This window comes from Actinomadura madurae (assembly GCF_900115095.1).
In the GTDB taxonomy this organism is placed as follows: Bacteria; Actinomycetota; Actinomycetes; order Streptosporangiales; family Streptosporangiaceae; genus Spirillospora; species Spirillospora madurae.
Genome location: NZ_FOVH01000011.1, coordinates 315414 through 337785 on the forward strand (window position 1 = coordinate 315414; position 22372 = coordinate 337785).

The window sequence follows — 22372 nt, forward strand, 5'->3', positions numbered from 1 at the left end:
GACGGCGACGCGGCGGTTCTCGGCGTCCTGCGCCGTCGCCCCCGCGTCCGGCGACAGGTCGTCCTTCGGCAGGGCGCGGAACAGCAGCAGGAACAGCGCCAGGCCGAGGAGCATCGCGCCTAGCTTGATGACGTCGCGCTGCGAGCCGCGGCCGAGCGACTCGTCCACCAAATGCCAGGGCGTCGCGAACGACACCATGTTGCTCGCCTCGCGGACCTGGTCGAGGGCGTGCGGTCCGGCGAGCACGTACGACAGCGCCGTGACGGCCACGCCGCCCGCCACGAGCGCGACCAGCGCCCCGATCGGGCGCCACCGGCGCTCGGTCCAGGTCTCGCGGAGCAGCGCCCAGGCGGGGCCGCCCGCGACGAGCGCGGCGGGCAGCTTGATCGCCGTGCCGATGCCGGCCAGCGCGCCGGCCGCGAGACCGCGCGCCCAGCTCGTCCGGCCGCCGGCGACGGCGAGCGCGGCCACCATCGGCGCGATGGCGAGGACGTCGTTGTGCGCGCCCGCGATCAGGTGGAACAGCACGAGCGGGTTGCACGTCCACAGCAGCGCCGTGCGGAGCCGCCGCTCCTCGCTCCTGGACGTCCGGTAGAGGATCAGCGAGGTCGCCGCGAACGCGACCGTGTTCAGCACCGACAGGACGAACACGGTCAGCCGCACCGAGCCGCTGCCGAGCCACGCGGCGAACGCCTGCCCGCCCGTGGCGATGGGCCCGTACACCGACGGCGTCGTCCGCCACTCCTCGGGCGCCCCGGCGACCGGGTCCTTCGGCAGGTCGTCGGCGCTCGTCCGGTAGGGGTCGTGGCCGGTCGCCGCCATCCGCCCGTACGAGGCGTAGTTCAGATGGTCGGTGGACCCGACCGGCGGCATGACCATGAACGCGACCGCCGCCGCGATCCCGGCCAGCACCAGCGGCAGCGGCCGCACGCGCCAGCCCCGGCGGACGGCGGCGAAGCACAGGCCGAGCCCCACCGTGCTCGCCACGATGCCCGCGACGACGAGGCCGATCACCAGGTACGGGGACGGGTGGACGTCCAGCGCGTACGGCGGCTCGCGGCGGGGGCCCTCGAGCTCGGGCTGGAACACCGACGGGCCGAGCAGGGCGGTGACGGCGAAGCACGCGACGCCGGTTCCGAGCCCGCACAGCCCGCCCGTTCCGAGACGGGTCACCGGCGGCTGCCGCGCAGGCGGTCCAGCCTCCTGGCCACCGCCGGTTCGCGCACGGCGAGCGCTCTGGCCACGTCCCGGAACTGCCGGGCGCGGTGCAGCTGGGAGCGCCAGTCGGTGCCGGTGGCGCGGTGCGCGAGCGGGACCTCCACCTCCGCCACCCTGAAGCCCTTGCGCAGCAGGTCGACGGTCAGCGCGGTCTCCACGCCGAAGCCGGCGGCGAGCGGGAGCGCGGCGTCGAACGCGGCCCGGGTCAGGCAGCGCTGCCCGTTCAGCGGGGCGGTGGCCTCCCAGCCGGTGGCGCGGCGGATCCCGTCGCGGGACAGCCGGACGACGAACCCGTGCCCGCCGAGCTTCACCGTCGTGGTGAACACCGCGATCGTCATGTCGGCCTCACCGGCCCGGACGGGTTCGACGAGCGGCGCCGCCCCGCCGGCGGTCTCGGCGAGGTCGGCGTCCAGGAACAGCAGGTGGCGGGGCTGGTCGCGGCCCTCGTCCAGGAGCCGGACGGCCTCGGCGCCGGTCTCCATCGCGGCGCCCTTGCCGCGGTTGCGGCTGTGCCGCACGACCCGGGCGCCAGCCTCGCGCGCCACCCGCCCGGTGCCGTCGGACGAGCCGTCGTCGATCACCACGACGAGGTCGGCTCCGGGCAGTTCCTGGGCGGCCTTGACCGTGGCCGCGATGCGGTCGGCTTCGTCCTTGGCCGGGATGCATACCGCTACGTCCTGCATATCCGCGATCGTAGTCGGGGACGGGCGCGCGATGCCGCACGGCACCCGGAACGATCCGGGCCGTTTCCCCGCGGGATCGCGCGGCGAACCCCGGCGTTCACCCGCCGGGGCGGCCGCGGGTCAGCCGGCGTCCAGGACGGGCGCGGCGTCGGTCACGGTGAAGACGGTGTCGAGCCCGGTGACCTGCAGGATGCGCTTCACGGCCGGGCGCGGCGCGGCGAGCTCCAGCGAGCCGCCCTGCTCCTTGAGCCGCTTCATGGCGGCGAGCAGCACGTTCATGCCGGTCGAGTCGCAGAACTCGACGCCGCTCATGTCGACCACGATGCGGTCGATCTCCTCGCGCAGCAGGGCCGCGAGGGCCGCCTGCAGTTTGGGCGCGGTGTACAGGTCGAGTTCACCGGTCGCCGTGACGACGGCGTGACCTCCCTGAGATGCGGTCGAAACGTTTAGCTCCACGTCCGGCACACTATCTCGCTCACGGCCACGGGGCCAGACGGTTCGCCAAGTCCCCTGCCCCGTGGGCGATTCCGGGGCGTGTCGCCGCCTTGCCAGCCCCGTACGCTTTGAGAACTACCCACCGTGATGCCGTGATCCCCGGTTCGGCCGAACTCGCGGGTTCGCCTCGCGCGGACGTCCGGAGTAGGAGAGGCTGAGCGGGTGCAACAGCGGCATGTCCAACTCCGCGAACGCCTGGAGACGATCCGGGCGCGCTCGGCGAAGTCCAGCACGTGGCGGACGTCCACGCAGGTCCTCTCGCGCCTGGTGAACAAGAACGGCTTCGTCCCGGTCCGCACGCGCCTGTCGCGCGAGGACCTCGCCTTCCTCTCCGGGGCCCGCGAGGAGGTCATCGCGTTCGCCGACCTCGGCCTGCGCCTCATCGACCTGCACCGCCCGCAGGAGGCCGGCGGCATCACCAGCGACCCCGACCGCCCCATCCGCCGCTGCCGCGCCTGCATGTCCCGCTGGCCCTGCCCCACCTACCGAGCCATCTCCGAAGCCCTCGACCACTGATCCGGCGCCGCCTCGCTCCGCCGTTCCTCAGACGGTCAGGGGGAGGCGGACTTCGAAGCGGCAGCCGGGGCCCTCGTTGGCGACGCCGATCTCGCCCGCGTGGGCCTCGACGATGCCGCGGGCGATGGCGAGGCCGAGGCCGGCGCCGCCGCCGGGAGTGCGGGCCGCCTCGCCGCGGAAGGCGACGTCGAACACGCGCGGCAGGTCGTCCTCCGGGATGCCGCCGCAGGCGTCGGCCACCGTCACCCGGGCCTCGCCGCCGCGGACCTCGCCGAGGATCTCGACCGCGCCGTCGCTCGGGGTGTGCCGGATCGCGTTGACGACGAGGTTGCGCAGGGCGCGGCCCAGCTCGCCCGCGTCGACCTGGACGGGCAGGCCCGCGCGGACGTCGCCGTGCAGCCGGACGCCCTTCGCGCGGGCCAGCGCCTCGGCGCCGGCGACCGCCTCGGCGACCAGGTCGGCGAGGCCGACGCGGCGGCGGGACAGGCGCAGCGCCCCCGCGTGGATGCGGGACAGCTCGAACAGGTCGTCCACCATCTCGGTCAGCCGCTCCACCTCGACGCGGATGCGGCCGTGGTAGCGGTTGATGGTCCGCTGGTCGGCGACGACCTCGTCCTCCAGGGCCTCGGCCATCGCGCGCAGCCCGGCCAGCGGGGTGCGCAAGTCGTGGCTCACCCACGCGACCAGCTCGCGGCGGCTCGCTTCGAGGGCCTGCTCGCGTTCGTGCGCGGCGGCCAGCCGGTCGTAGGCGGCCTCCAGCTCGCGGGACAGCTCGGCCAGCTCGGCCGGGAGGTGGGCGGCCGGCCGCCGGAACCGGCCGGCGCGGACGGCCTCGACCAGCACGCGGTTCGCGGCGACCAGGCGGCGTCCGAGCAGCACCGACACCGCCATCGCGACCAGCCCGGCGGACGTCACGACGGCGAGCACCACCGACCGGTCGTGATCGTTCAGCAGCATCATGAAGGAGATCACGAGGATGCCGGAGATGGTCGCCAGCACGGTCGCGGCGCCGACCACGATCAGCTGCGTGGCGACCGAGTGTCCGCGCAGCGCGTACAGCACGCCGAGCGCCAGCCCCGCGACGACGAGGGCGGCCACCGCCGCGTAGAAGATCACCCAGAGGAGGTCCTCGAACGGGATCATCGGTCGCCTCCGGGCTCCGCGGGCTCGTACCGGTAGCCGACGCCCCAGACGGTGACGATGCGGCGCGGCGTGGTCGGGTCGTCCTCGATCTTCTCGCGGAGCCGGCGGACGTGGACGGTGACCGTGGACGAGTCGCCGAACGTCCAGTCCCACACGCGTTCGAGCAGCTCGTCGCGGGTGAACGCCTGCCGCGGGTGGCGCATCAGGAACGCCAGCAGGTCGAACTCGCGGGACGTGAGCGCGAGCCGGTCGCCGCGCAGCAGCGCCTCGTGGGCGCTGACGTCCACGAGGAGGTCGCCGTCGTGCAGCGGCCCGGACGGGCCGGTCGGGACGAGCGCCCCGCGCGCCCGGCGCAGCACCGACCGGACCCGCAGCGCCAGCTCGCGCGGGCTGAACGGCTTGGTCACGTAGTCGTCGGCGCCGGTCTCCAGCCCGACGAGCCGGTCGGTCTCCGTGCCGAGGGCGGTGAGCATCACGATCGGGACGGTCGAGGTCTCGCGGAGCCGCCGGCACACCTCCAGGCCGTCCATCCCCGGCAGCATCAGGTCGAGGACGACGAGGTCCGGCTGCTGGTCGACGGCCTTGCGCAGGGCGGTCCGGCCGTCGGCGACGCAGACGACCTCGTGCCCGTCGCGGGCCAGGTACCGGGCGACGACCTCGGCCACCGTCGGGTCGTCGTCGACCACCAGGACGCGGCCGGCATGGGACACGGAGTTCACCCCTTCACGCTAAGGCGCCGCCCCCCGCCCCGCCCATTCCGTCACCACCCTGTAAGGAATGCCCCGTGGGCCGCTCTGACCTGCTGACCTGCGTGAGCACCCGATCACCGGTTTAATGGCCCGATGTCTCAGACGCGTCCCGCGACCCCCGTCGCCGGAACCATCGCCCTTGTCCTCGTGGGCGGCGCGGTCGCCACGGGCATCGGCGTGATCCTGACGTTCGCCGGCATCTACCAGTCTCCGTTCCTGGCGGAGTTCCGAACGTCTACCGCCTACTACGCGCTGCACTGCGTCGTCGTCGGGGTCCTCACGGCCGCCGGGCTCGTCCTCACCCGCCCCCGCGGCCCGGCCGCCCCGATCGTCGCGGCCGTCTCCGCGCTCGTCGCGCTCTACGTCGGCACCCGGCTCGGCGTCTTTCTCTATGGGGCGACCCACAACGCCTCCTTCAGCGGCGGCTACATCACCGCGGTGCTGAAACCGCGCTTCCACGCGTGGGACCTGCTGGCGCCGCTGGTGGCCGGTGCCGTCGCCGGGCTGCGGGTCGCGATGGTCGCCGGCGGCACCGGGCCCGCCCGCGCGCCCTTCCCGCAGCCGGGCCCCGGTCATCGGCCCTTCCCGGGACAGCCTCCAGCGCCGCCGTACCAGCCGGGGCCGGGTCAGGGTTCCGCCCCTGGTGCGCCTCCGGGATGGACTCCGCCGCACGGTGGGGCCTAGGTCGTTCCCGAGGGTGATGACCGCCGCGCGAGGAACGCTTACGGTGGAGTCATGGGTAAGACGATTCTGACCATCGTGGGCGTCATTCTCGCGGTCTGGCTGCTTTTCACCGTCGTCGGCGCGATCCTCTCGATGCTGAAGTTCTTCTTCTTCATCGGACTCATCGCCGTCGTGGTGGTACTCGCCGTGACCGCCGTGTCCAAGATGTCCAAAAGCCACTAGGTAAGCGGCCCGATCCCCTTGCCGCGGTGTCGCCGGTCACCGCATGATGCCGGAACAACCAGGCGGTCATCCAGCAAAGGGGCCCACCGTGCCAGGTCTTGACGGAGTGCTGCGCGAACGCGCGCTCGCCCATCCCGATCGCGTCGCCTACATCGCGGGCGACACCGAGATCACCTACGGCGACTTCGACCGGCGCGTCGACCGGGTCGCCGCCGCGCTGGCCGCCGCGGGTGTCGGCACCGGCGACCGGGTCGCCATTCTGGACAAGAACTCCCTGGAATACGCCGAGCAGCTCTTCGGCGCCGCCCGGATCGGCGCCGTGCAGGTCCCGGTGAACTACCGGCTCGCGCCCGACGAGGTCGCCTACATCGTCAACAACGCGCAGGCGAAGGTCTTCATCGTCGGGCCCGAGTTCGTCCCAGTCCTGGACGCGATCGCCGGCAAGCTGGAGCACACCGCCCACACCGTCGTCATCGGCGGATCCGACGCCCACAAGGACTACGCCGCCTGGATCGACACGGCCCCCGAGACCGTGCCCGAGCACGAGCCCGACACCGCGGACGTGTTCGTCCAGCTCTACTCGTCCGGCACCACGGGCCTGCCCAAGGGCGTCATGCTCACGCACGACAACTTCCTGGCGGCGCTCGCGGTGACCACCGACGTGTGGGACATCGACGAGTCGTCCGTGCTCATGGTCGCGATGCCGATGTACCACGTGGCCGGCAACGTGCTCACCGTCTCCACCGTCTACAACGGCCTCACGGGCGTCATCGCCCGCGAACCCGACCCGACCCTGATCGCGCAGGGCATCGAGCGGCACGGCGTGACGCACATCTTCCTGGTTCCGGTGCTGCTGCAGTTCATGCAGCTGATCCCGGAGGTGGCCGCCTGCGACCTGTCCAGCCTGAAGCTCATGCTGTACGGCGCGTCCCCGATCAGCGAGGACGTCCTGCGCGGCTCCATGGCGATGCTGCCGGGGACCCGGTTCATGCAGGTGTACGGGCTGACGGAGGTCACCGGGGCGATCACGATGCTGCCGCCCGAGGACCACGACCCGGGCGGCCCGGACGCGCACCGGCTGCGCAGCGCCGGCCTCCCCAACGCCACCACCACCCTCAAGATCGTCGACCCGGCCACGCAGGAGGAGCTGCCCCCGGGGCAGGTCGGCGAGATCCTCTGCCGGACGCCGCAGAACATGAAGGGCTACTGGGGCATGCCGGACGCCACCGCGACCGCCCTCTCCGAGGACAACTGGTTCCGGACGGGCGACGCCGGCTACCTCGACGAGGACGGCTACCTCTACATCCACGACCGCGTCAAGGACATGATCATCTCCGGTGGGGAGAACATCTACCCCGCCGAGGTCGAGAACGTCCTGATGGGCCACCCCGACATCACCGACTGCGCCGTCATCGGCGTCCCCGACGACAAGTGGGGCGAGACCCCGAAGGCGATCGTCGTGGTGTCCGGCGACCTCTCCGACCAGGAGATCATCGACTACTGCCGCGAGCGGCTGGCCCACTTCAAGTGCCCGGCGTCTGTCGAACGCCGCGACACTATCCCGCGCAACCCCACCGGCAAGATCCTTAAGCGCCAGCTCCGCGAGCCCTACTGGAAGGACCAGAACCGCAGCGTCCACTAGCCAACGCCTACGTCACGGGACCGGACCACCACTGACAGGACGTGGTGGTCCGACGCCTCGGCGCCTGCGGCGGGGACGCCATTGCGAACCTCGATTCCGGCGCGTCATCCGCGCATCGGGGCTGGGCTCCCGCCACGCCAGGTTCGGATGCCCTCATGCAGGGTAATGCTATAGTCACGGATTGTGAAGTTGGTCGTACAGGTGAAGTTGCTGCCGTCGCCCGTGCAGGCGACTGCGCTGGCAGCGACCCTGCACATCTGCAACGCGGCCGCGAATCGGGTATCGGCCCAGGCGTACCAGCAGAAGGTCTTCTCCCGCGCCGGGCTGCAAAAGCTCGTCTACGCCGAACTGAAGGCGTCGGGCTTGTCGGCGCAGCCGGCCTTGCATGTGATCCGGAAAACCGCCGACGCCTACACCACGCTGCACGCCCTGATCGACGCCGGGTTACTCGGCCCGGAACGCTCCAGGCGGCGGCGCAGGGCCACCTCCAAGCCGATCGGGTTCCGCCCGGACGCCGCCCACCCATTCGACGATCGCTGTCTCAGTTGGCAGTACGACGCCCGGACGGTATCGATCTGGACCGCGGCGGGCCGGTTGAAGGGCATCTGCTTCACTGGCAAGCCGTCCCACCTGAAGACCCTGGCCGAGCACCGCAAGGGCGAATCGGATCTGGTCCACCGGGACGGCACATGGTTCCTTTATGCCACCTGCGAGATCAAAGAGACCGAGCAGTACGAACCGGCCGATTGGATCGGCGTGGACCGGGGCATCGAGAACCTGGCCACCACTAGTGATGGGAACAACCATCAGGGGCAGGCGCTGAAGCGGTACCGGCGGGCCCAGGCGCGCCGGCGGGCCGAACTCCAGAAGAAGAAGGCGGCCGGATCCAGGTCGGCCGCGCGGCGGCTGGCCAAACGCAGACAGCGGGAGGCCCGGCACGCCACCGGCGAGAACCACAAGATCAGCAAAAGTATCGTGGCCGATGCCCAACGCACCGGACGCGGCATCGCCGTCGAGCAACTCGACGGCATCCGCGACCGGGTCCGGCTCAAGCGGCACCAGCGGGCCACGCTGTCGTCCTGGCCGTTCCACCAGCTCGGCACCTTCCTGGAGTACAAGGCCCGCCGGGCCGGAGTGCCGTACCTGCAGGTGGACGCGCACTACACCTCGCAGATGTGCCCTAACCCGTGGTGCGGGCACGTCTCCCGCAAGAACCGCCCCACCCGGGGCCGATTCCTGTGCGTCGCGTGCGGGCTCGCTGGCCCGGCCGACGACATCGCCGCCGTGAACGTCCGCCAGCGGGCGCGCACGGCGTGGGCATTTGTCACCATGCCCGACCCCGATCCCGAGCCCTCCGGCCGGGACCGGGGTGATGCGCCCCCGGCATCACACCCAGCGGCGACGGGGAGCGCGACGAGGCGTGATCACCGAGCCTCCAAGCTCGGTCGTTCACGGCCGAGAAGGTGACGTGCCCCACCTCGGTCGAGCGCCGCACCGAGATCCCCCGCAACCCCACCGGCAAGATCCTCAAGCGCGACCTCCGCGCCCCCTACTGGCAGGGCCGGGACCGGGCTGTTTAGTTTCGTTTTTGTGGGGTCGCGGCGCCCGGGGGCGCCGCGACCCCCACAAACGTGCGATCGCCGGCATCGCTCCGGCTCGCCTTGCGGCTCGCTGCGCGATCAGATTCTCGCTTCGCTCGAATCTGCCTTCGGACGCGATCGCGACACTTGGGGTCGTTCACGGCTGAGGCGATGGCTGGGGTCAGTGCGCCCCCGCCTGCCCAATTTCTGGTGGGTGCGTCAGGGGTAGCGGATTACTGCTGAGAGGGGGCGGTGGTCGGAGGACTTGGTGTCGGCGGTGGGGACGGTGCAGGAGACCGAGGCCGACTTGCCGATGAAGAGGTAGTCGGTCTTCTCGACCGCGGTGCCCTGCCAGTTCTGCCGGGTCTTGGCGCCCGTCCGGGAAGAGCCGGTCTGGTCGCATTCGGCGTAGGCGGCGTACAGGGGGTCGAGGGCGGGGCTGTCGGGGGCGTCGGCGAAGTCGCCGCCGATCAGGACGCGGCCCTTGCCCGCGAGCGTGGCCAGGGTTCCGGCCTCCTTGCGGCGCCACTGGGCGTCCTCGGACGTGCCGAGCTGGGTGACGCAGACGCGGGTCTTCCAGGACGGGACCTCGCCGCAGAGCGCGATGCGGGAGTGGCCGGCGGGCGCGGGGAGCTTGGTCTGCCCGTGCTCGGTGAGCTCCGCGTCGGTGCCGATGGCGAGGCCCACGTCGCCCTGCCCGTCCGCGCACGTCCCGCCGCCGGGCGACGGGGCGAACGCCCAGCTCCAGCCGGACACGGCCTTCTTGACGGTGCGGAGCTGCCCTTCGCAGACCTCCTGGAGGAGGACGGCGTTCGTCCTGACCTTCCGTCCGCCGACCTCGGTCGCCCGCATCCGCTGGACGATGTCCTTCGCGGCCCCGGCGGGCGCGGCGCCGGACGGGCAGCCGGGCCCGCCGCAGACGTTCCAGCTCATCGCGGTGATCGTCACGGCGGCGGGGCGGGGGGCGGCCCCGTCGGCGTGGGCGGGACCTCCACCGCCGCCCGGAAGGCCCTCGATGCTGGCGCCGGTGGCGGCGGCGGTCACGACCGCGGCGGCCGCACAGACCGAGAGCAGGGGAATCAGGGCGCGGGGAGATCGCACACGTTCTCCAGAAATGGGGGATCTGCGGGGGTGATGCCGGAATCCCACCACATCAAGATCGCTTCCGCCAGCCGTTCGCGACCGCTCGGTCACCGCGGCCGGAAGAATTTACCCGGGACCGGCGGAAGGGCCCGGCGGGTGATCCCGCCGGGCCCTCCTCGCTAGTCGAGCAGCGCCGTGACCGTGCCGGCGCCGACCGTCCGGCCGCCCTCGCGGATGGCGAAGCCGAGCCCCTCGGTCATCGCGACCGGCTTGCCCAGCTCGACCGCCATCTCGACGGAGTCGCCGGGCAGCGCCATGCCGCCGTCGCCGAGGTCGATGCCGCCGACCACGTCCGTGGTGCGGAAGTGGAACTGCGGCCGGTACCCGTGGAAGAACGGCCTGGACCGCCCGCCCTCGGCGGCGGTCAGCACCCGGACCCGCGCCCGGAACCGCAGGTGCGGCCGGATCGCGCCCGGCGCGCTGATCACCTGGCCGCGCCGGACCTGGTCCCGCTTGACGCCGCGCAGCAGCATGGCGGTGTTGTCGCCGGCCTCCGCGTGGTCCATCGTGCGGCCGAACGTCTCCAGCCCGGTCGCGACGGTGCCGAAGGTCTCGCCGAGCCCGACGACCTCGACGGCCTCCCCGAGCCGGATCGAGCCCTGCGCGACGACCCCGGTCACGACGGTGCCGCGCCCGGTGATCGTCAGGACGCTCTCGACCGGCATCAGGAAGGGCCGGTCGAGCACCCGCGCCGGAACGGGCACGTAGGCGTCGATCGCGTCGAGCAGGTCGACGATGCGGGCCGTCCAGTACGGGTCGCCCTCCAGCGCCCGGAGCCCGGACACGCGGACGATCGGGATCTCGTCGCCGGGGAACCCGTACTCCGAGAGCAGGTCCCGCACCTCCAGCTCGACGAGGTCGAGGAGTTCGGTGTCCTCGACCATGTCGGCCTTGTTCAGCGCCACCACGACGTGCCCGACGCCGACCTGCCGCGCGAGGACGATGTGCTCCCGCGTCTGCGGCATCGCCCCGTCCTGCGCGGACACCACGAGGACGGCCCCGTCCACCTGCGCGGCACCGGAGATCATGTTCTTCACGTAGTCGGCATGGCCGGGCATGTCGACGTGCGCGTAGTGCCGGGTCGCGGTCGCGTACTGGACGTGCGCGACGTTGATCGTGATGCCTCGGTCGCGCTCCTCCGGGGCGCGGTCGATCCGCTCGAACGGCACCGCGGACGCCAGCCCGCGCTCCGCGAGCACCTTCGTGATCGCGGCGGTCAGCGTCGTCTTGCCGTGGTCGACGTGCCCCATCGTGCCGATGTTGAGGTGGGGCTTGTCGCGCTCGTACAGCTGCTTGGCCATGGTCTTGTCCTCACTGGTGGATCCGGTGAGAACCGCTGGACCACCCCCCTCCGCTGGTTCTCCGGAGGGTGGGACGGAGAGGGGTCAGCTTCGCAGGCCGTCGAAGGCCGCGTTCGCTGCCGCCGCCGAGAGGGCAGCCGGCACCGCGCTCAGCAGGCCGTGGCCTGCGAGCGTCCGGGTGCCGGCTGCGAGGAACATGCCTCGGACATTACGGTCGCCCCCGGTGGAAGTCGACCGATTTTCCGTCCGGTCAGCAGCTGGACGGGGTCGCCTCCGGGCCGTGCCGGAGCGCCCGGTCGACGATCGCGGTGCGCAGCAGGGCGCTGGACTGGGTCGTGGTCAACGGCGGGCCCGGCGGGTGGCCGTGCCGGCGATGACGGTGCGGGTGCCCAGGAAGCGGTCGATCAGGTCGGACGCCGCCTCCCACAGCCGGTCGCCCTCGCCCTGGCCCGCGAGAAGGTCGAGCAGAGCGCCGAGGTAGAGCCGGTCGATCGGAGCCAACGCCGAGCACGGGCCGACCGCGCTACGGCCTGGGCCCTCTCGTGTGTCTGGGGCCCGTAGTGCGGGGCTACTTGCCTTCGTCCGCGTCCGCCACGAACGTCCCGCGTCCGGGTACCGCGACCACTGCACCGCGCGCCGTGAGTTCCTGGACGGCACGCGCCGCAGTGGCGTGCGCTACGCCGTAGGTCTGGGCGATGCGCGGACACCGGGCAAGCGCCGCCCGGCCTCGCCCACCGCGATGCGCGAGCCCCGTCAGGCTTGCGAGGCGGCGGGGCTCTTCGCGTGGCCGGGCGAGGAGCGGTTGGGGGCGGCATGGGGTGGCCTCTCGGTTGTGGGCGTGTCACCTCCTCCTGTCCGGCCGGGCGCTCGTGGGTCCGTCGGCTTTACGGGTCCTCGGCGGGCTTCTCGCCTGCGGGGACGCGGAGGAGGAGCAGGCCGGCGAGGGCGCCTGCGAACTGGAAGGCGGCTATGCCGAGCACCAGGCCGATGGGGCCGACCGCGTCGGCGAACGCGGCGGTGAGGGCGGCGCCGAGGGCGGACGCGCCGATCTTGAGGCTGCCGCCCGTCGTGTTGACCTGGCCGAGCCGGTCGGGCGGGGACTCGCGCTGGCGGAGCATGAGCGTGGCCGCGAACACCGGTCCCTCGGAGACGCCCGCCGCGACGAACGCCGCGGTCGCCCAGGGCAGGGACGGCGTCACGGCGAGGGCGGCCAGGGACGCGCCGAACGCGACGAGCCCGGCGATCATGACCGGTTCGGCGTGCTTCGGGGTGAGCCAGCGGCTGGACGCGAGCGACCCGATCAGCGAGCCGACCGCCATCGCCACCAGCAGCCGGCCGCCCGCGCTGGGCGGGCCGCCGATGTGCTCGGCCAGCAGCACCGCCGTGACCGCGACCCCGCCGAAGCCCATCCACGCGAGCGTCGTCGCCACCGTCAGCGCCCGCAGCACCCGGCCCCCGGCCAGCACCACCAGCCCGCCCGTGATCACCGAGAGCGTCCCCGCCGCGCGCGGCCCGGCCTTGGCGCCGACGGCCGCGGCGCCCGTGGCGGCGGTGGCCTCGGCCGGGAGGGCGCCGGCCGCGCCCGCGGAGGGGCCCGGGAACGGGAGCAGCGGGAGGGTCAGGAGGCCGAGGAGGCCGACGGCCACGACCGCGGTGCCGGCGTACTCGCCTCCGGCCAGCGCGGCCACCCCGGCGGCCAGCCCCGGACCCGCGATCCCGGCGAGGTTGTAGCTGGACGCCTCCAGGCCGTAGGCGCGCGAGAGCCGTCCGGCCGGGACGAACCGGGGCAGCAGGCTGGTGAGCGCGACGACGATCGGCTCGGTGCAGCCGATCACGGCGGCGATCAGCAGCGCCAGGGCGAGCGGCGACCGGCCCGCCGTCAGCAGCAAGGCGGCGGTCGCGACGGCGTAGCAGGCGGCGAGGGCGACGGCGGCGCGGCGGGGCCGCCCCACCCGGTCCAGCGCGTCGCCGATGACCGGGCCGCTGAGGACGTACGGCAGCGTCATCGCGGTCTGCAGGTAGCCGGCGGTGGCGGCGTTCCCGGTCCGCGCCTCGACGGTCAGGACCAGCGCGGTCGCGACGCCCTCCGCGGACACGCGCAGCATCGTGGCCGACGTGAGGTGGAGCGGCAGGGCCGCGGATCTGCCGATCACCTAGGCATGGTGGCACAGCGGGTGCGGGCGCTCGCCGCCTAGACTTCGGAAGGTGACGGCAGCGAAGACGCACGAGCACCGGGTCACCAGCGAGGTCGGACGGTTGCGGACCGTCCTGCTGCATCGTCCGGGCGCGGAGCTGAAGCGGCTCACTCCGCGCAACAGCGACAAGCTGCTGTTCGACGCGATCCCGTGGGCGGGCCGCGCGCAGGAGGAGCACGACGCGTTCGCCGAGGCGCTGCGGTCGCGCGGCGTCGAGGTCCTGTACGTGACGGAGCTGCTGCAGGACGCGCTGGAGTACGGGGCCGCCCGGGAGCAGGCGATCGCGGACGCCGTCGTCGACCTGCGCCTCGGCGACCAGCTCCGCCGCGTCGTCGCGGACCACCTGCGCGGCCTCGACCCGGAGGACCTCGCGCACACGCTGATCGCCGGGCTCGCGCACGAGGAGCTGAAGGCCGGGCACGGCCTGGTCTACCGGCTGATGGACACGCAGGACTTCATCATCGACCCGCTGCCGGGCCTGCTGTTCACGCGCGACAACAGCACCTGGATCGGCGACCGCGTGGCGGTGACGAGCCTCGCGATGGAGGCCCGCCGGCGCGAGTCGGCCCTGACCGGCCTCGTCTACGCGCACCATCCGCGGTTCGCGGGGGTGGAGCCGGTGTACACGCCGTCCCTCGAACATCTGGAGGGCGGGGACGTCCTGCTCCTCTGTCCGGGGGTGATCGCCGTGGGCACCGGGGAGCGCACGACGCCGGCGGGCGTGGAGCGGCTGGCCCGCCAGGTGATCGGCGCCGGTCTCGCCCACACCGTCCTGGCGGTGCCGATCGCGCAGGAGCGCGCCACCATGCACCTCGACACCGTCTGCACGATGGTCGACGTGGACACGGTCGTCATGTACCCGCCGGTGGCGCACTCCCTGACGGCCCACACGGTCACCCTGATGGACGGCGACCTGCGCGTGACCGAGCCGCGTCCCTTCCTGGACGCCGCGGCGGAGGCGATGGGCCTGGACCGCCTGAAGGTCATCGACACGGGCCTGGACCCCGTGACCGCCGAGCGCGAGCAATGGGACGACGGCAACAACACCCTCGCCGTCGCTCCCCGCCTGTGCGTCGCCTACGAACGCAACATCGAGACGAACGCCCAACTGGAGGCGTCCGGTATCGAGGTCATCAGGATCAGCGGCAGCGAGCTGGGTACCGGGAGGGGCGGTCCGCGCTGCATGTCGTGCCCGATCCTCCGCGACACACCGGCCTGACCGGGGGCGAAGGGGGCTTTGCGTTCTTCCCGGTGTGCGAGCCGCAGGGCATCGCACACCGGAAAGAACCACTCAACGCCGGGGCGGTGTCGACGGGGGCACGACAGCGCCGCGAGCGTTGGTGAGGACCATACAAGGTCGGGCGGGGTTCCTTCCAGGCAGGGTCGCTCTATGCCGGATATGCCCTACTTGGAGCTACTTCATTCCTCGAATCGGTGCCGAGGTCGTCGTTCGGGTCGTCCAGGAGATCCGGGAAAGCGGAGAGATCGGGCATGGCGGAGTGGCTGCCCGCGGGGGCGGCGGACACACCGTGCGCGTCCGGCGACCTCGGGGCCCGCAGCACGGCCCAGACCGTGGTGGAGCCGTCCTCGTGACGCACCCCCCACCCTTCGGACAGGGCCTCGACAATGCCGAGACCGCGCCCGCCGAGCGAGGACAGGGTGCCCGGACCCCGGCGCGGCTCGGTCATCGCGCCGCCGTCGCTGACCTCCAGTTCGAGCAGGTCACCGCGGCGCAGCCAGCAGACCCTGACCTGGCCGGACGGCAGCGGGCGGGCGTGCCGGAGGGCATTGCTGATCAGCTCGCTGACGATGACGCTGGCGTCGTCGACGATGGACTCGTAGACCCCCGAGTCGGCCAGCTCCGAGCTGAGGCGCTTACGGGCGACCGCGACGCTGGACGGCGCGTGCGGCAGCAGTACGACGCTCGATGCCCTCACCTCCCCGTGGTTCCGTTCACTCGGACGCGGCCCGTCGTCGCTCTCCCGATACGACCGAAATGCCCTGTTGGCCCTGTCCGGAAACCCGGGCGCCTCGGCTCACCACCTGCACAACGAGTCACCGGCCATCCGGTCACGGTGATCACCCCCGGATCGGACCTTCGTCACCAACGGCAACCATCCATGGATCTATCCAGCCAACGGCGGACTTACTCCTCACGCACACGTTTCGTCCGTCACACCCCGAAGACACCGCACTTTCCCGCACCAGGCCAGCCTGCCATCCGCCGAGACCGCCGAAAGCCCTGGTCACGCCGGTCTCACCGGGCCGCCCGGGACGGAGTGTCCTTACGGTAAGTAACCGCCGCTCACCCCGCGGCGCGCAGGACGAGGCGCATGCACGTGCCCTCGCCCGCACGCGCGCCACCTGCGGGTCCACGCCGCTCCGTGACCGGGAGCAGCCGGGTGGCGCGGTCCAATTCGGGCGGCTCGGCGCCGCCCGTCCCGTTGATCGCGCCGTGCCCGGATTCAGTGTGAGATGCCTCACGTCCGGCCGGATGGGCGGAGATCGTGCCGCCCTGCGCCTCCGTCAGCCGCCGGACGATGTACAGCCCGAGCCCGATCCCGCCGAACCGGCGGCGGTCCCCCGCGTCCCCCTGGACGAACCGCTCGAAGATCCGCTCGTGGTCGCCGTCCGGGATGCCGATCCCCTCGTCGGTCACGGTGACGACGATGCGGGAGCCCTCGCGGCGGGCGCGGACGCTGACCGTCCCGCCGTCCGGGGAGTACTTGAACGCGTTCTCCAGCAGCTGCCCGAGGACGATGTCGGTCGCCATCGCGTCCCCCCGGCAGGGCGGCAGGCCCGGCTCGACGTCCAGCTCGACCCGGTGCAGCGGCGACAGGGACCGGAACCCGGCCACCACGCCCTCCAGCACCCGGGTCAGGTCGAACGCCTCGATCGTCACGGCCAGCTCGTCGGCGCCCGCGCGGGAGCCGAGCAGGAGATGCTCGACCAGGCGCCCGAGGGACTGGGCGCGCTCGGCGATGGTGGCGACGGCGGCGCGGCGGTCGCCGTCGGCCATCTCGTCCCACCGGTTGACCAGCGTGGACGCGAACCCCTGCACGACCGTGATCGGGGTGCGCAGCTCGTGGCTGGTGGTGGCGAGGAACAGGTCCTTCGCCTCCTCCAGCGCCTTGGCCTCGGACACGTCACGGAAGTCGACGACCAGCTCGCCGGTCTCCTCGATCTCGGCGGCCAGCACGTTCAGCCAGGTGCCCGACTCCAGCCGGAACGTCAGCATCTCGCCGAGGGCCGGCATGTCGAACGGCAGCGGGCGCCCGATCGCCTCCTCCGGCGGGATGCCGGTCAGGGTGTGCGCGGCGGGGTTCCAGTGCCGGACGACGAGGTCGTGGTCGAGCACGGCGATGCCGTCCGCGCTGGAGTCGATCACCGCGCGCTCGTGCGCCCGCTGCCGGACGACCTCCGCGTAGGCGACGGCGTTGCCGACCGCGACCCCGGCGTGCCCGGCGAGCAGTTCCAGCAGCTCCAGCTCGGTGTGCCCGACCTTGCGCCCGGAGAACAGCGCGTACAGCGCGCCGTAGGGCCGGTTCTGCAGGTAGGAGAGCCCGAGCGCGATCGTGTGCAGGCCGGGCAGCTCCGACCAGATCAGGTCGCCGAGGCGCCGCTCGCCCGTCGCCAGCTTGACGGTCTTGCCCGACCGCAGCAGCTCCCCGACGAGGCTCGGCCGCAGCTCGGCGGACCGCCCGCGCATCCGCTCCGGCAGCCCGGACATGCTGACCAGCCGCAGCCGGTCGCCCTCGATCCGGACGAACCCGCCCGCGTCGGCCCCGGTCAGCTCGATCAGCGCGGCGGTGATCCGGTCGAGCACGATGCCGAGGTCGAGCTCGGCGTTGAGGTCGGCGACGATGTCGTTGAGCCGCCGGACCAGCCGCGCCCGCTCGGTCATGCGGTGCTGGACGATCTCGTCGTCCTCGACCGGGTGGTACACCCCGACCCAGCCGAGCAGCGTCCCGTCCGGGTCTTTCAGCAGGCTGGTGTCGATGCGCACGTCGATGAGGCGCCCGTCGCGGTGGAACCGGCGGGTCGCGATCGAGATCTGCCCGCCGTCGCCGGCCCGGCGGGTGAGGAGCCGTTCCTGGACGGCGTTGTGCTCGGCCTTCAGCTCGTCCGGGACGATCGGCGGGACGCGCCCGACCATGTCCGCGGCGCTCCAGCCGAACATGCGCTCGGCGGCCGGGTTCCACACCGTGACGCGGTGCCGCCGGTCCACGGCTACGATCGCGTCGGCGGCGCTCTCGATGACCGCGCGCGCGATGGGATCGTGGACGTGCTCGTACACGTCTGTCATCGTGCCACCGGACTCCGGCCCGACGCCGGGCAACTTGCGCCGAAAGTTTCTTCGGCGCCCCTCCACACACGCAAACCTTACCGTTTGGTAAGCCTGCCGATGAGAAGGGCCGCGAGCCCGGCGACCAGGAACGACAGCAGGGAAGCGCTCATCCAGCTCTGCGGCGTGAAGTGCAGCGCCTCCTGGACGTCCCGCCAGAGGCCGGCCCAGCGCTCGACCGTGCCGGGGTTGATGAGCTGGTAGACGACGAACCCGGCCGCCCAAGCGGCGATCATGCCCCAGCGGGACGGCGCCGTGCGCGAGACGTCCCAGCCGCCCCGCGCCCGGCGGCCGAGGAAGAAGTCGGCGGCGAGGACGCCGAGCATCGGCACGAACACCGACCCGATCAGCGACAGGAAGCCCGCGTAGTCGCCGATGTCCAGGGCGAGCGCGAGGACGGTGATCCCGGCGCCGAGCCCGACGCTCAGCACCCGGCGGTCCGCGCGCGGGAACAGGTTCTGGATCGACACGGCCGTGGAGTAGGTGTCGGCGAACGACTGGTCCGCCTCGCGCAGCACGAACACCGCGAAGAACACCACCCCGAGCGTGGCGCCCAGGAACGGGTCGAACACCTTGCTGGAGTCGCCCGCGACCAGGGCCAGCGCGAGCAGGCCCAGGACATAGGCGACGATCTGCGTGACGGAGTAGCCGACGGCCGCGGCGCCGAACGCCCCGCGCTCGGTCTTGGCGTGCCGGGTGTAGTCGGCGGCGACCGGCACCCAGGAGATCGACACCGCCAGCGCGGCGTCCGCGCCGATCCAGAAGCCGCCCCACGACCCCTGCGTCAGGTCGGGGATCGGCTCGCGGAGGAGCTGGACGTAGAAGTAGACGAGCGCGACCGCCACGGCGACCGTCACGTACCGGCGCAGCAGCCGCACCGAGCCGAGCGGCCACACCGTCAGCACCGTCGTGATCGCGCCGGCGGCGACGACGTAGCCCCAGCGGGGCACCCCGTCCCACAGCTCGCGGGCCGCGTCCGCGATGACGATCAGCTCGAACGTCCCCCAGCCGACCAGCTGGGCGATGTTGAGGACGGTCGGCGCGTACGACAGCTTCGCGCCGAACAGGCCGCGCAGCAGCACCATCGCGGGCTGGCCGGTGCGGGTGCCCGGGACGGCGGCGAGGCCGAGCATCAGCCCGCCGAGGATCGTGCCGGCGGCCATCGCGACGATGCCCGCCATGATCGAGATGGTGGGACGGCCGCCGGCGTCCGGCGCGAGGACGGTGTAGGCGCCGGAGAAGGCCAGGAGGCTGACGCCGAGGTTGGCCCAGAAGGCACTCTGGTCCCAGAATCCGAGGACCTTCGGTGCGGGTTCGTCGAGGGTGTAGGGGACCTCGTTCTGCGGACGCGCGCCATCGGAGCGCTTCTCGACGTCGGACGTCACGGCACACACTCCCTACGCCGGCATTACCCGGACAGGTTCATGCGGTCGGCGACGCCTGGAAGGCCGCCCTCTCAGCCCGGCTGTGGCCCGAGCTCCCGCGGGTTTCGGTCGGCCCCGATCGTACAACCCCCAACAACCGCCCAAAAGAGTGCATAGGGCTTTAATCGCGCGACCCGGCTCGGGCGCCGCGGATCAGGCGACGTACGGCTGGCCGTTCCCGGAGCCCTCCATCGGGCGGCCCGCCTCGGCCCAGCCCTTCATGCCCCCGTCGACGTTCCTGGCCAGCCAGCCCGCCTGATTCAGCGCGACCGTGACCTGCGCGGACCGCGCGCCGGAGCGGCAGATCACGTAGACCTCCCGGTCGCGCGGGATCTCCCCGGCGCGATCGCCGAGCTGCCCCATGGGGATGTGGACCGCCTCGGGCGCGTGACCAGCGTCCCATTCGTCCTGTTCACGCACGTCCACGAGGTAACCGTCCTGCGGGACGTCGGCGGCGACCACGGCCGGCACGTCTTCCCCGAAATTCATCACACCCCCATGGAACCGCGCGAAGCCCCCCTGCGTCGAATCACGCATGCGGTATCGGACGCTCCTTTTCGCGGCGCCCGGGCTGGCCACGCTCCTGTCTCTGGCCGCCTGCGGCGACGAACAGGCCAACGGAAACCCCGCCGACAAGCCTTCGGGCACGACGTCCGTGCAGCCGTCCGGCACGCCGGCGGACACACTCACCGTGGAGGTCAAGGCCTCGAAGGAGGCACCCGCCAAGACCTGGAAGCTGACCTGCGACCCACCGGGTGGCACCCATCCCAAGGCCGCCGACGCCTGCGCGGCCCTCACCAAGGTCAAGGAACCCTTCAAGCCCGTCCCCGAGAACCAGATGTGCACCAAGATCTACGGCGGTCCGGAGATCGCCACGGTCAAGGGCACCTGGCAGGGGAAGGAGATCGACACCCAGTTCACCCGCGCCGACGGCTGCCAGCTGCACCGCTGGACCGAGGTCGGCCCGCTCTTCGGCAGCGTGCCGAAGGTGCGCTGACACCACACATCCGCCGAACGAGCCATCCCCGTTCCGGTCTCGTTCACGAACGATCAGGGTCCGGCCGTCCGGCCGGGCCCTGATCCGTTCTCGAACCGGTCGTTCTAGAACAGGCCGCCGATGCTGCGGTTCTGGGAGACGGCCGTGTCGAACGCGAGCGGGCACGCCAGCACGAGCGTCCGCATCGGCTCCTGGAGCTGGACGTGCATGCGCAGGACGTACCGGTCCGCTCCCGTGAACACCTGCGACAGGTACTCGCCCATGCCCGCGAAACCGCGCTGGATGCGGGCCAGCTCCCGCTGCTGCCAGTCGGTGATCCGGCCGCTGAGCAGCTCGTAGTACCCGATCTGCCGCTCGTGCGGGTCGAGGATCTCCCACCCGCGCATCGCCCGCTTGCGCAGGTGCCCGAAGAGGCCGCCGTGCGGCGTGAGCACCTGCATCATGGGCGTCCCCATGAACCCGTACGGCTTGTAGAAGGCGAAGTACGGCATGCCGTCCGCACGGAAGACCGACAGCTTCCGCTCGGCCTTGTTCTGGTTGCCCTGGCTCATCACGCGCAGCGCCTTCTTGGCGCCGCTCACGCCCTCTTCGCGGACGTAGGCGGCGGGCTGCCCCTGCGGGCTCCAGATCGTGTAGTTCGCCTCGGTCGAGAAGAACTGCGCCGGCTGGTCGTAGACGAGGATGGGCGAGCCGTACAGGTCGGCGGGCTGCTGCGGGGGCATCGGCGGCCCGGGATGCGCGGGCGGCGCCTGCGGTGCCGGGTAGCCGCCCTGGTGGGGGTATCCGCCCTGCTGGGGGTGGCCGCCGGGCGGATACCCGTACGCGGGCGGCGGCGCGCTGGGCGCGTAGGGGTGCGCGGGGGCGGCGGGAGGGGACGGGTGGCCAGGGGCGTACGGCCCACCCGGGCCCGGCTGCGCGGGGTGGGGCGGGTAGCCCATGGGCGGCTCCTGGGACGGCGAGAGGCGTGATCGTCTCGCGCCACGATACGCCGCCGTTCTCTCCCGGCATGGGGCCTTCGCGCGGAATGCCGGGGCGGGCCGGCGGGCGGGCTACTTGAGCAGGCGGGACATGCGGCGGTCGGCGAGCGGCTTGCCGCCCGTCTGGCAGGTGGGGCAGTACTGGAGCGCCGAGTCGGCGAACGACACCTCGCGGATCGTGTCGCCGCAGACCGGGCATTTCTGGCCGGCCTTCCCGTGCACCCGCAGGCCGGTCTTCTTCTCGCCCTTGAGGTCCTGCGCCTCCAGGCCGCGCGAGCGCTCGACCGCGTCCCGCAGCGTGGTGACGATCGCCTCGTGCAGGACGGCGACGTCCTCCCCGGTGAGCGACGACGCCATCTTGAACGGCGACATCTTCGCCACGTGCAGGACCTCGTCGGAGTAGGCGTTGCCGATGCCGGCGATCACCTTCTGGTCGCGCAGCAGGCCCTTGATCTGGTTGCGCTTCCCTCCGACGATCCCGGCGAGCGCCTCGACGGTGAACGCGTCGTCCAGCGGGTCGGGGCCGAGCGAGGCCACGCCGGGCACGTCGTCGGGGTCGCGGACGACGTAGACGGCGAGCCCCTTCTTCGTCCCGGCCTCGGTCAGGTCGAAGCCCGAGCCGTCGTCCAGGTGGACGCGCAGCGCGAGCGGGTTCTTGCCGCCGGGCCGGACGGGCCTGGCCGGTATCTCGTCCCGCCAGCGCAGCCAGCCCGCGCGGGCGAGGTGGATCACCAGGTGCAGCCCGTCGACGTCCAGGTCGAGGAACTTGCCGTGCCGGGACGCGCCGGTGACGGCCAGCCCGCCGAGCGCGGTCACCGGCGGGTCGTAGGTCTTCAGCGCGGAGATGGCGAGAACATCGACGCGGGCGACGACATGGCCGACCACGCGCTCCCGCAGGAACCCCGCCAGCGCCTCCACCTCAGGTAGCTCAGGCATGGCTTCAGTATCCGCGACGGGCCGGGGTGCCGGAACGTCGTCCACAGCCCTGTGGACGTCTGTGGATAACTCTGGGGGCGGCTGTGACCGGGATCTCGGAACAGATGGATACCCCCCAGGGG

At 72.3% G+C, this 22372-nt stretch carries 22 protein-coding genes, 1 pseudogene and 1 riboswitch; of the genes and pseudogenes, 7 read left to right on the forward strand and 16 right to left on the reverse strand.

What is annotated here, in order from left to right; translation table 11 throughout:
* Positions 1 to 228: 228 nt before the first annotated feature.
* The 3 genes and pseudogenes from mptB to BM339_RS29220 form a co-directional block, all read right to left on the reverse strand.
* A pseudogene (gene mptB, locus BM339_RS52525) lies at positions 229 to 1173 on the reverse strand (polyprenol phosphomannose-dependent alpha 1,6 mannosyltransferase MptB); the annotation flags it as partial.
* A complete protein-coding gene (locus tag BM339_RS29215; protein ID WP_021596904.1) occupies positions 1170 to 1901 on the reverse strand; it encodes a glycosyltransferase family 2 protein in 732 nt (243 codons plus the stop codon). The gene BM339_RS29215 and the pseudogene mptB, both read right to left, overlap by 4 nt.
* Before the next feature lie 120 nt (positions 1902 to 2021).
* Positions 2022 to 2357: an STAS domain-containing protein gene (locus BM339_RS29220; protein WP_024934710.1), complete on the reverse strand. Its 336-nt coding sequence runs from the start codon at positions 2355 to 2357 to the stop codon at positions 2022 to 2024.
* Between the two features lie 201 nt (positions 2358 to 2558).
* Here BM339_RS29220 and BM339_RS29225 point away from each other — a divergent pair, with 201 nt between their 5' ends.
* The gene (locus BM339_RS29225; RefSeq protein WP_021596906.1) at positions 2559 to 2912 is read left to right on the forward strand and encodes a hypothetical protein; all 354 of its coding nucleotides are present in this window, start codon (positions 2559 to 2561) and stop codon (positions 2910 to 2912) included.
* Between the two features lie 27 nt (positions 2913 to 2939).
* On the opposite strand, the gene BM339_RS29230 is transcribed toward BM339_RS29225, so the two are convergent.
* Together BM339_RS29230 and BM339_RS29235 are read right to left on the reverse strand one after the other, a co-directional pair.
* On the reverse strand, positions 2940 to 4055 hold the full coding sequence (locus BM339_RS29230; RefSeq protein WP_024934709.1) for a sensor histidine kinase: 1116 nt from the start codon (positions 4053 to 4055) through the stop codon (positions 2940 to 2942).
* The gene (locus tag BM339_RS29235) at positions 4052 to 4774 is read right to left on the reverse strand and encodes a response regulator (RefSeq protein WP_021598952.1); all 723 of its coding nucleotides are present in this window, start codon (positions 4772 to 4774) and stop codon (positions 4052 to 4054) included. The genes BM339_RS29230 and BM339_RS29235 overlap by 4 nt, the downstream gene beginning before the upstream one ends.
* Positions 4775 to 4897: 123 nt before the next feature.
* Between BM339_RS29235 and BM339_RS29240 the strand changes: the two genes are divergently transcribed.
* The 4 genes from BM339_RS29240 to BM339_RS29250 all read left to right on the forward strand — a co-directional run bounded on the left by BM339_RS29240 (position 4898) and on the right by BM339_RS29250 (position 8819).
* Complete coding sequence (locus BM339_RS29240; protein ID WP_021598953.1) at positions 4898 to 5488, forward strand: hypothetical protein; 591 nt, start codon at positions 4898 to 4900, stop codon at positions 5486 to 5488.
* 51 nt (positions 5489 to 5539) lie between these two features.
* Complete coding sequence (locus BM339_RS50145; RefSeq protein ID WP_021598954.1) at positions 5540 to 5710, forward strand: hypothetical protein; 171 nt, start codon at positions 5540 to 5542, stop codon at positions 5708 to 5710.
* 88 nt (positions 5711 to 5798) lie between these two features.
* The gene (locus BM339_RS29245) at positions 5799 to 7352 is read left to right on the forward strand and encodes a long-chain-fatty-acid--CoA ligase (RefSeq protein ID WP_083598044.1); all 1554 of its coding nucleotides are present in this window, start codon (positions 5799 to 5801) and stop codon (positions 7350 to 7352) included.
* Positions 7353 to 7535: 183 nt separating this feature from the next.
* The gene (locus tag BM339_RS29250; protein ID WP_075022912.1) at positions 7536 to 8819 is read left to right on the forward strand and encodes an RNA-guided endonuclease InsQ/TnpB family protein; all 1284 of its coding nucleotides are present in this window, start codon (positions 7536 to 7538) and stop codon (positions 8817 to 8819) included.
* Between the two features lie 332 nt (positions 8820 to 9151).
* On the opposite strand, the gene BM339_RS29255 is transcribed toward BM339_RS29250, so the two are convergent.
* The 5 genes from BM339_RS29255 to BM339_RS29270 all read right to left on the reverse strand — a co-directional run bounded on the left by BM339_RS29255 (position 9152) and on the right by BM339_RS29270 (position 13529).
* Entirely contained in the window at positions 9152 to 10033 is an 882-nt protein-coding gene (locus BM339_RS29255) for an endonuclease/exonuclease/phosphatase family protein (protein WP_075022913.1), read from the reverse strand.
* A gap of 161 nt (positions 10034 to 10194) precedes the next feature.
* The gene (gene tuf / locus BM339_RS29260) at positions 10195 to 11376 is read right to left on the reverse strand and encodes an elongation factor Tu (protein ID WP_075022914.1); all 1182 of its coding nucleotides are present in this window, start codon (positions 11374 to 11376) and stop codon (positions 10195 to 10197) included.
* A gap of 339 nt (positions 11377 to 11715) precedes the next feature.
* A complete protein-coding gene (locus BM339_RS50150) occupies positions 11716 to 11877 on the reverse strand; it encodes a hypothetical protein (protein ID WP_021598960.1) in 162 nt (53 codons plus the stop codon).
* 67 nt (positions 11878 to 11944) lie between these two features.
* On the reverse strand, positions 11945 to 12133 hold the full coding sequence (locus BM339_RS52710) for a GntR family transcriptional regulator (protein ID WP_081842411.1): 189 nt from the start codon (positions 12131 to 12133) through the stop codon (positions 11945 to 11947).
* A gap of 127 nt (positions 12134 to 12260) precedes the next feature.
* Positions 12261 to 13529: an MFS transporter gene (locus tag BM339_RS29270; RefSeq protein WP_075022915.1), complete on the reverse strand. Its 1269-nt coding sequence runs from the start codon at positions 13527 to 13529 to the stop codon at positions 12261 to 12263.
* 52 nt (positions 13530 to 13581) lie between these two features.
* On the opposite strand from BM339_RS29270, the gene BM339_RS29275 reads away from it, so the two are divergent.
* Positions 13582 to 14790: an arginine deiminase gene (locus BM339_RS29275; protein WP_075022916.1), complete on the forward strand. Its 1209-nt coding sequence runs from the start codon at positions 13582 to 13584 to the stop codon at positions 14788 to 14790.
* Between the two features lie 169 nt (positions 14791 to 14959).
* Here BM339_RS29275 and BM339_RS29280 read toward each other — a convergent pair whose 3' ends face one another.
* The 4 genes from BM339_RS29280 to BM339_RS29295 all read right to left on the reverse strand — a co-directional run bounded on the left by BM339_RS29280 (position 14960) and on the right by BM339_RS29295 (position 19829).
* Positions 14960 to 15508 carry an ATP-binding protein gene (locus BM339_RS29280; RefSeq protein WP_021595916.1) on the reverse strand — a complete coding sequence of 183 codons (549 nt, stop codon included), beginning with the start codon at positions 15506 to 15508 and terminating at the stop codon, positions 14960 to 14962.
* A 368-nt stretch (positions 15509 to 15876) separates the two neighbouring features.
* Positions 15877 to 17877 carry a sensor histidine kinase gene (locus tag BM339_RS29285; protein ID WP_083598046.1) on the reverse strand — a complete coding sequence of 667 codons (2001 nt, stop codon included), beginning with the start codon at positions 17875 to 17877 and terminating at the stop codon, positions 15877 to 15879.
* 77 nt (positions 17878 to 17954) lie between these two features.
* On the reverse strand, positions 17955 to 19301 hold the full coding sequence (locus tag BM339_RS29290) for a purine-cytosine permease family protein (RefSeq protein ID WP_033330727.1): 1347 nt from the start codon (positions 19299 to 19301) through the stop codon (positions 17955 to 17957).
* Positions 19294 to 19410: riboswitch (TPP riboswitch) on the reverse strand. (Overlaps the previous gene by 8 nt.)
* 83 nt (positions 19411 to 19493) lie before the next feature.
* Entirely contained in the window at positions 19494 to 19829 is a 336-nt protein-coding gene (locus tag BM339_RS29295) for a rhodanese-like domain-containing protein (protein ID WP_075022970.1), read from the reverse strand.
* A gap of 46 nt (positions 19830 to 19875) precedes the next feature.
* Here BM339_RS29295 and BM339_RS29300 point away from each other — a divergent pair, with 46 nt between their 5' ends.
* Positions 19876 to 20337, forward strand: a complete 462-nt coding sequence (locus BM339_RS29300) for an SSI family serine proteinase inhibitor (RefSeq protein WP_021595912.1) — start codon at positions 19876 to 19878, stop codon at positions 20335 to 20337.
* 104 nt (positions 20338 to 20441) lie between these two features.
* Here BM339_RS29300 and BM339_RS52355 read toward each other — a convergent pair whose 3' ends face one another.
* On the reverse strand, positions 20442 to 21275 hold the full coding sequence (locus BM339_RS52355; RefSeq protein WP_024934701.1) for a hypothetical protein: 834 nt from the start codon (positions 21273 to 21275) through the stop codon (positions 20442 to 20444).
* A 111-nt stretch (positions 21276 to 21386) separates the two neighbouring features.
* Entirely contained in the window at positions 21387 to 22250 is an 864-nt protein-coding gene (locus BM339_RS29310; protein WP_024934700.1) for an Fpg/Nei family DNA glycosylase, read from the reverse strand.
* Positions 22251 to 22372 lie beyond the last annotated feature (122 nt).

Excerpts from the sequence above, each read along its gene's own strand:
- BM339_RS29215 (WP_021596904.1), bottom strand. The coding sequence starts at position 1,901 with ATGCAGGACGTAGCGGTATGCATCCCGGCCAAGGACGAAGCCGACCGC.
- BM339_RS29230 (WP_024934709.1), bottom strand. The coding sequence starts at position 4,055 with ATGATCCCGTTCGAGGACCTCCTCTGGGTGATCTTCTACGCGGCGGTG.
- BM339_RS29240 (WP_021598953.1), top strand. The coding sequence starts at position 4,898 with ATGTCTCAGACGCGTCCCGCGACCCCCGTCGCCGGAACCATCGCCCTT.
- BM339_RS50145 (WP_021598954.1), top strand. The coding sequence starts at position 5,540 with ATGGGTAAGACGATTCTGACCATCGTGGGCGTCATTCTCGCGGTCTGG.
- tuf (WP_075022914.1), bottom strand. The coding sequence starts at position 11,376 with ATGGCCAAGCAGCTGTACGAGCGCGACAAGCCCCACCTCAACATCGGC.
- BM339_RS29285 (WP_083598046.1), bottom strand. The coding sequence starts at position 17,877 with ATGACAGACGTGTACGAGCACGTCCACGATCCCATCGCGCGCGCGGTC.
- BM339_RS29295 (WP_075022970.1), bottom strand. The coding sequence starts at position 19,829 with ATGAATTTCGGGGAAGACGTGCCGGCCGTGGTCGCCGCCGACGTCCCG.
- BM339_RS29300 (WP_021595912.1), top strand. The coding sequence starts at position 19,876 with ATGCGGTATCGGACGCTCCTTTTCGCGGCGCCCGGGCTGGCCACGCTC.
- BM339_RS52355 (WP_024934701.1), bottom strand. The coding sequence starts at position 21,275 with ATGGGCTACCCGCCCCACCCCGCGCAGCCGGGCCCGGGTGGGCCGTAC.
- BM339_RS29310 (WP_024934700.1), bottom strand. The coding sequence starts at position 22,250 with ATGCCTGAGCTACCTGAGGTGGAGGCGCTGGCGGGGTTCCTGCGGGAG.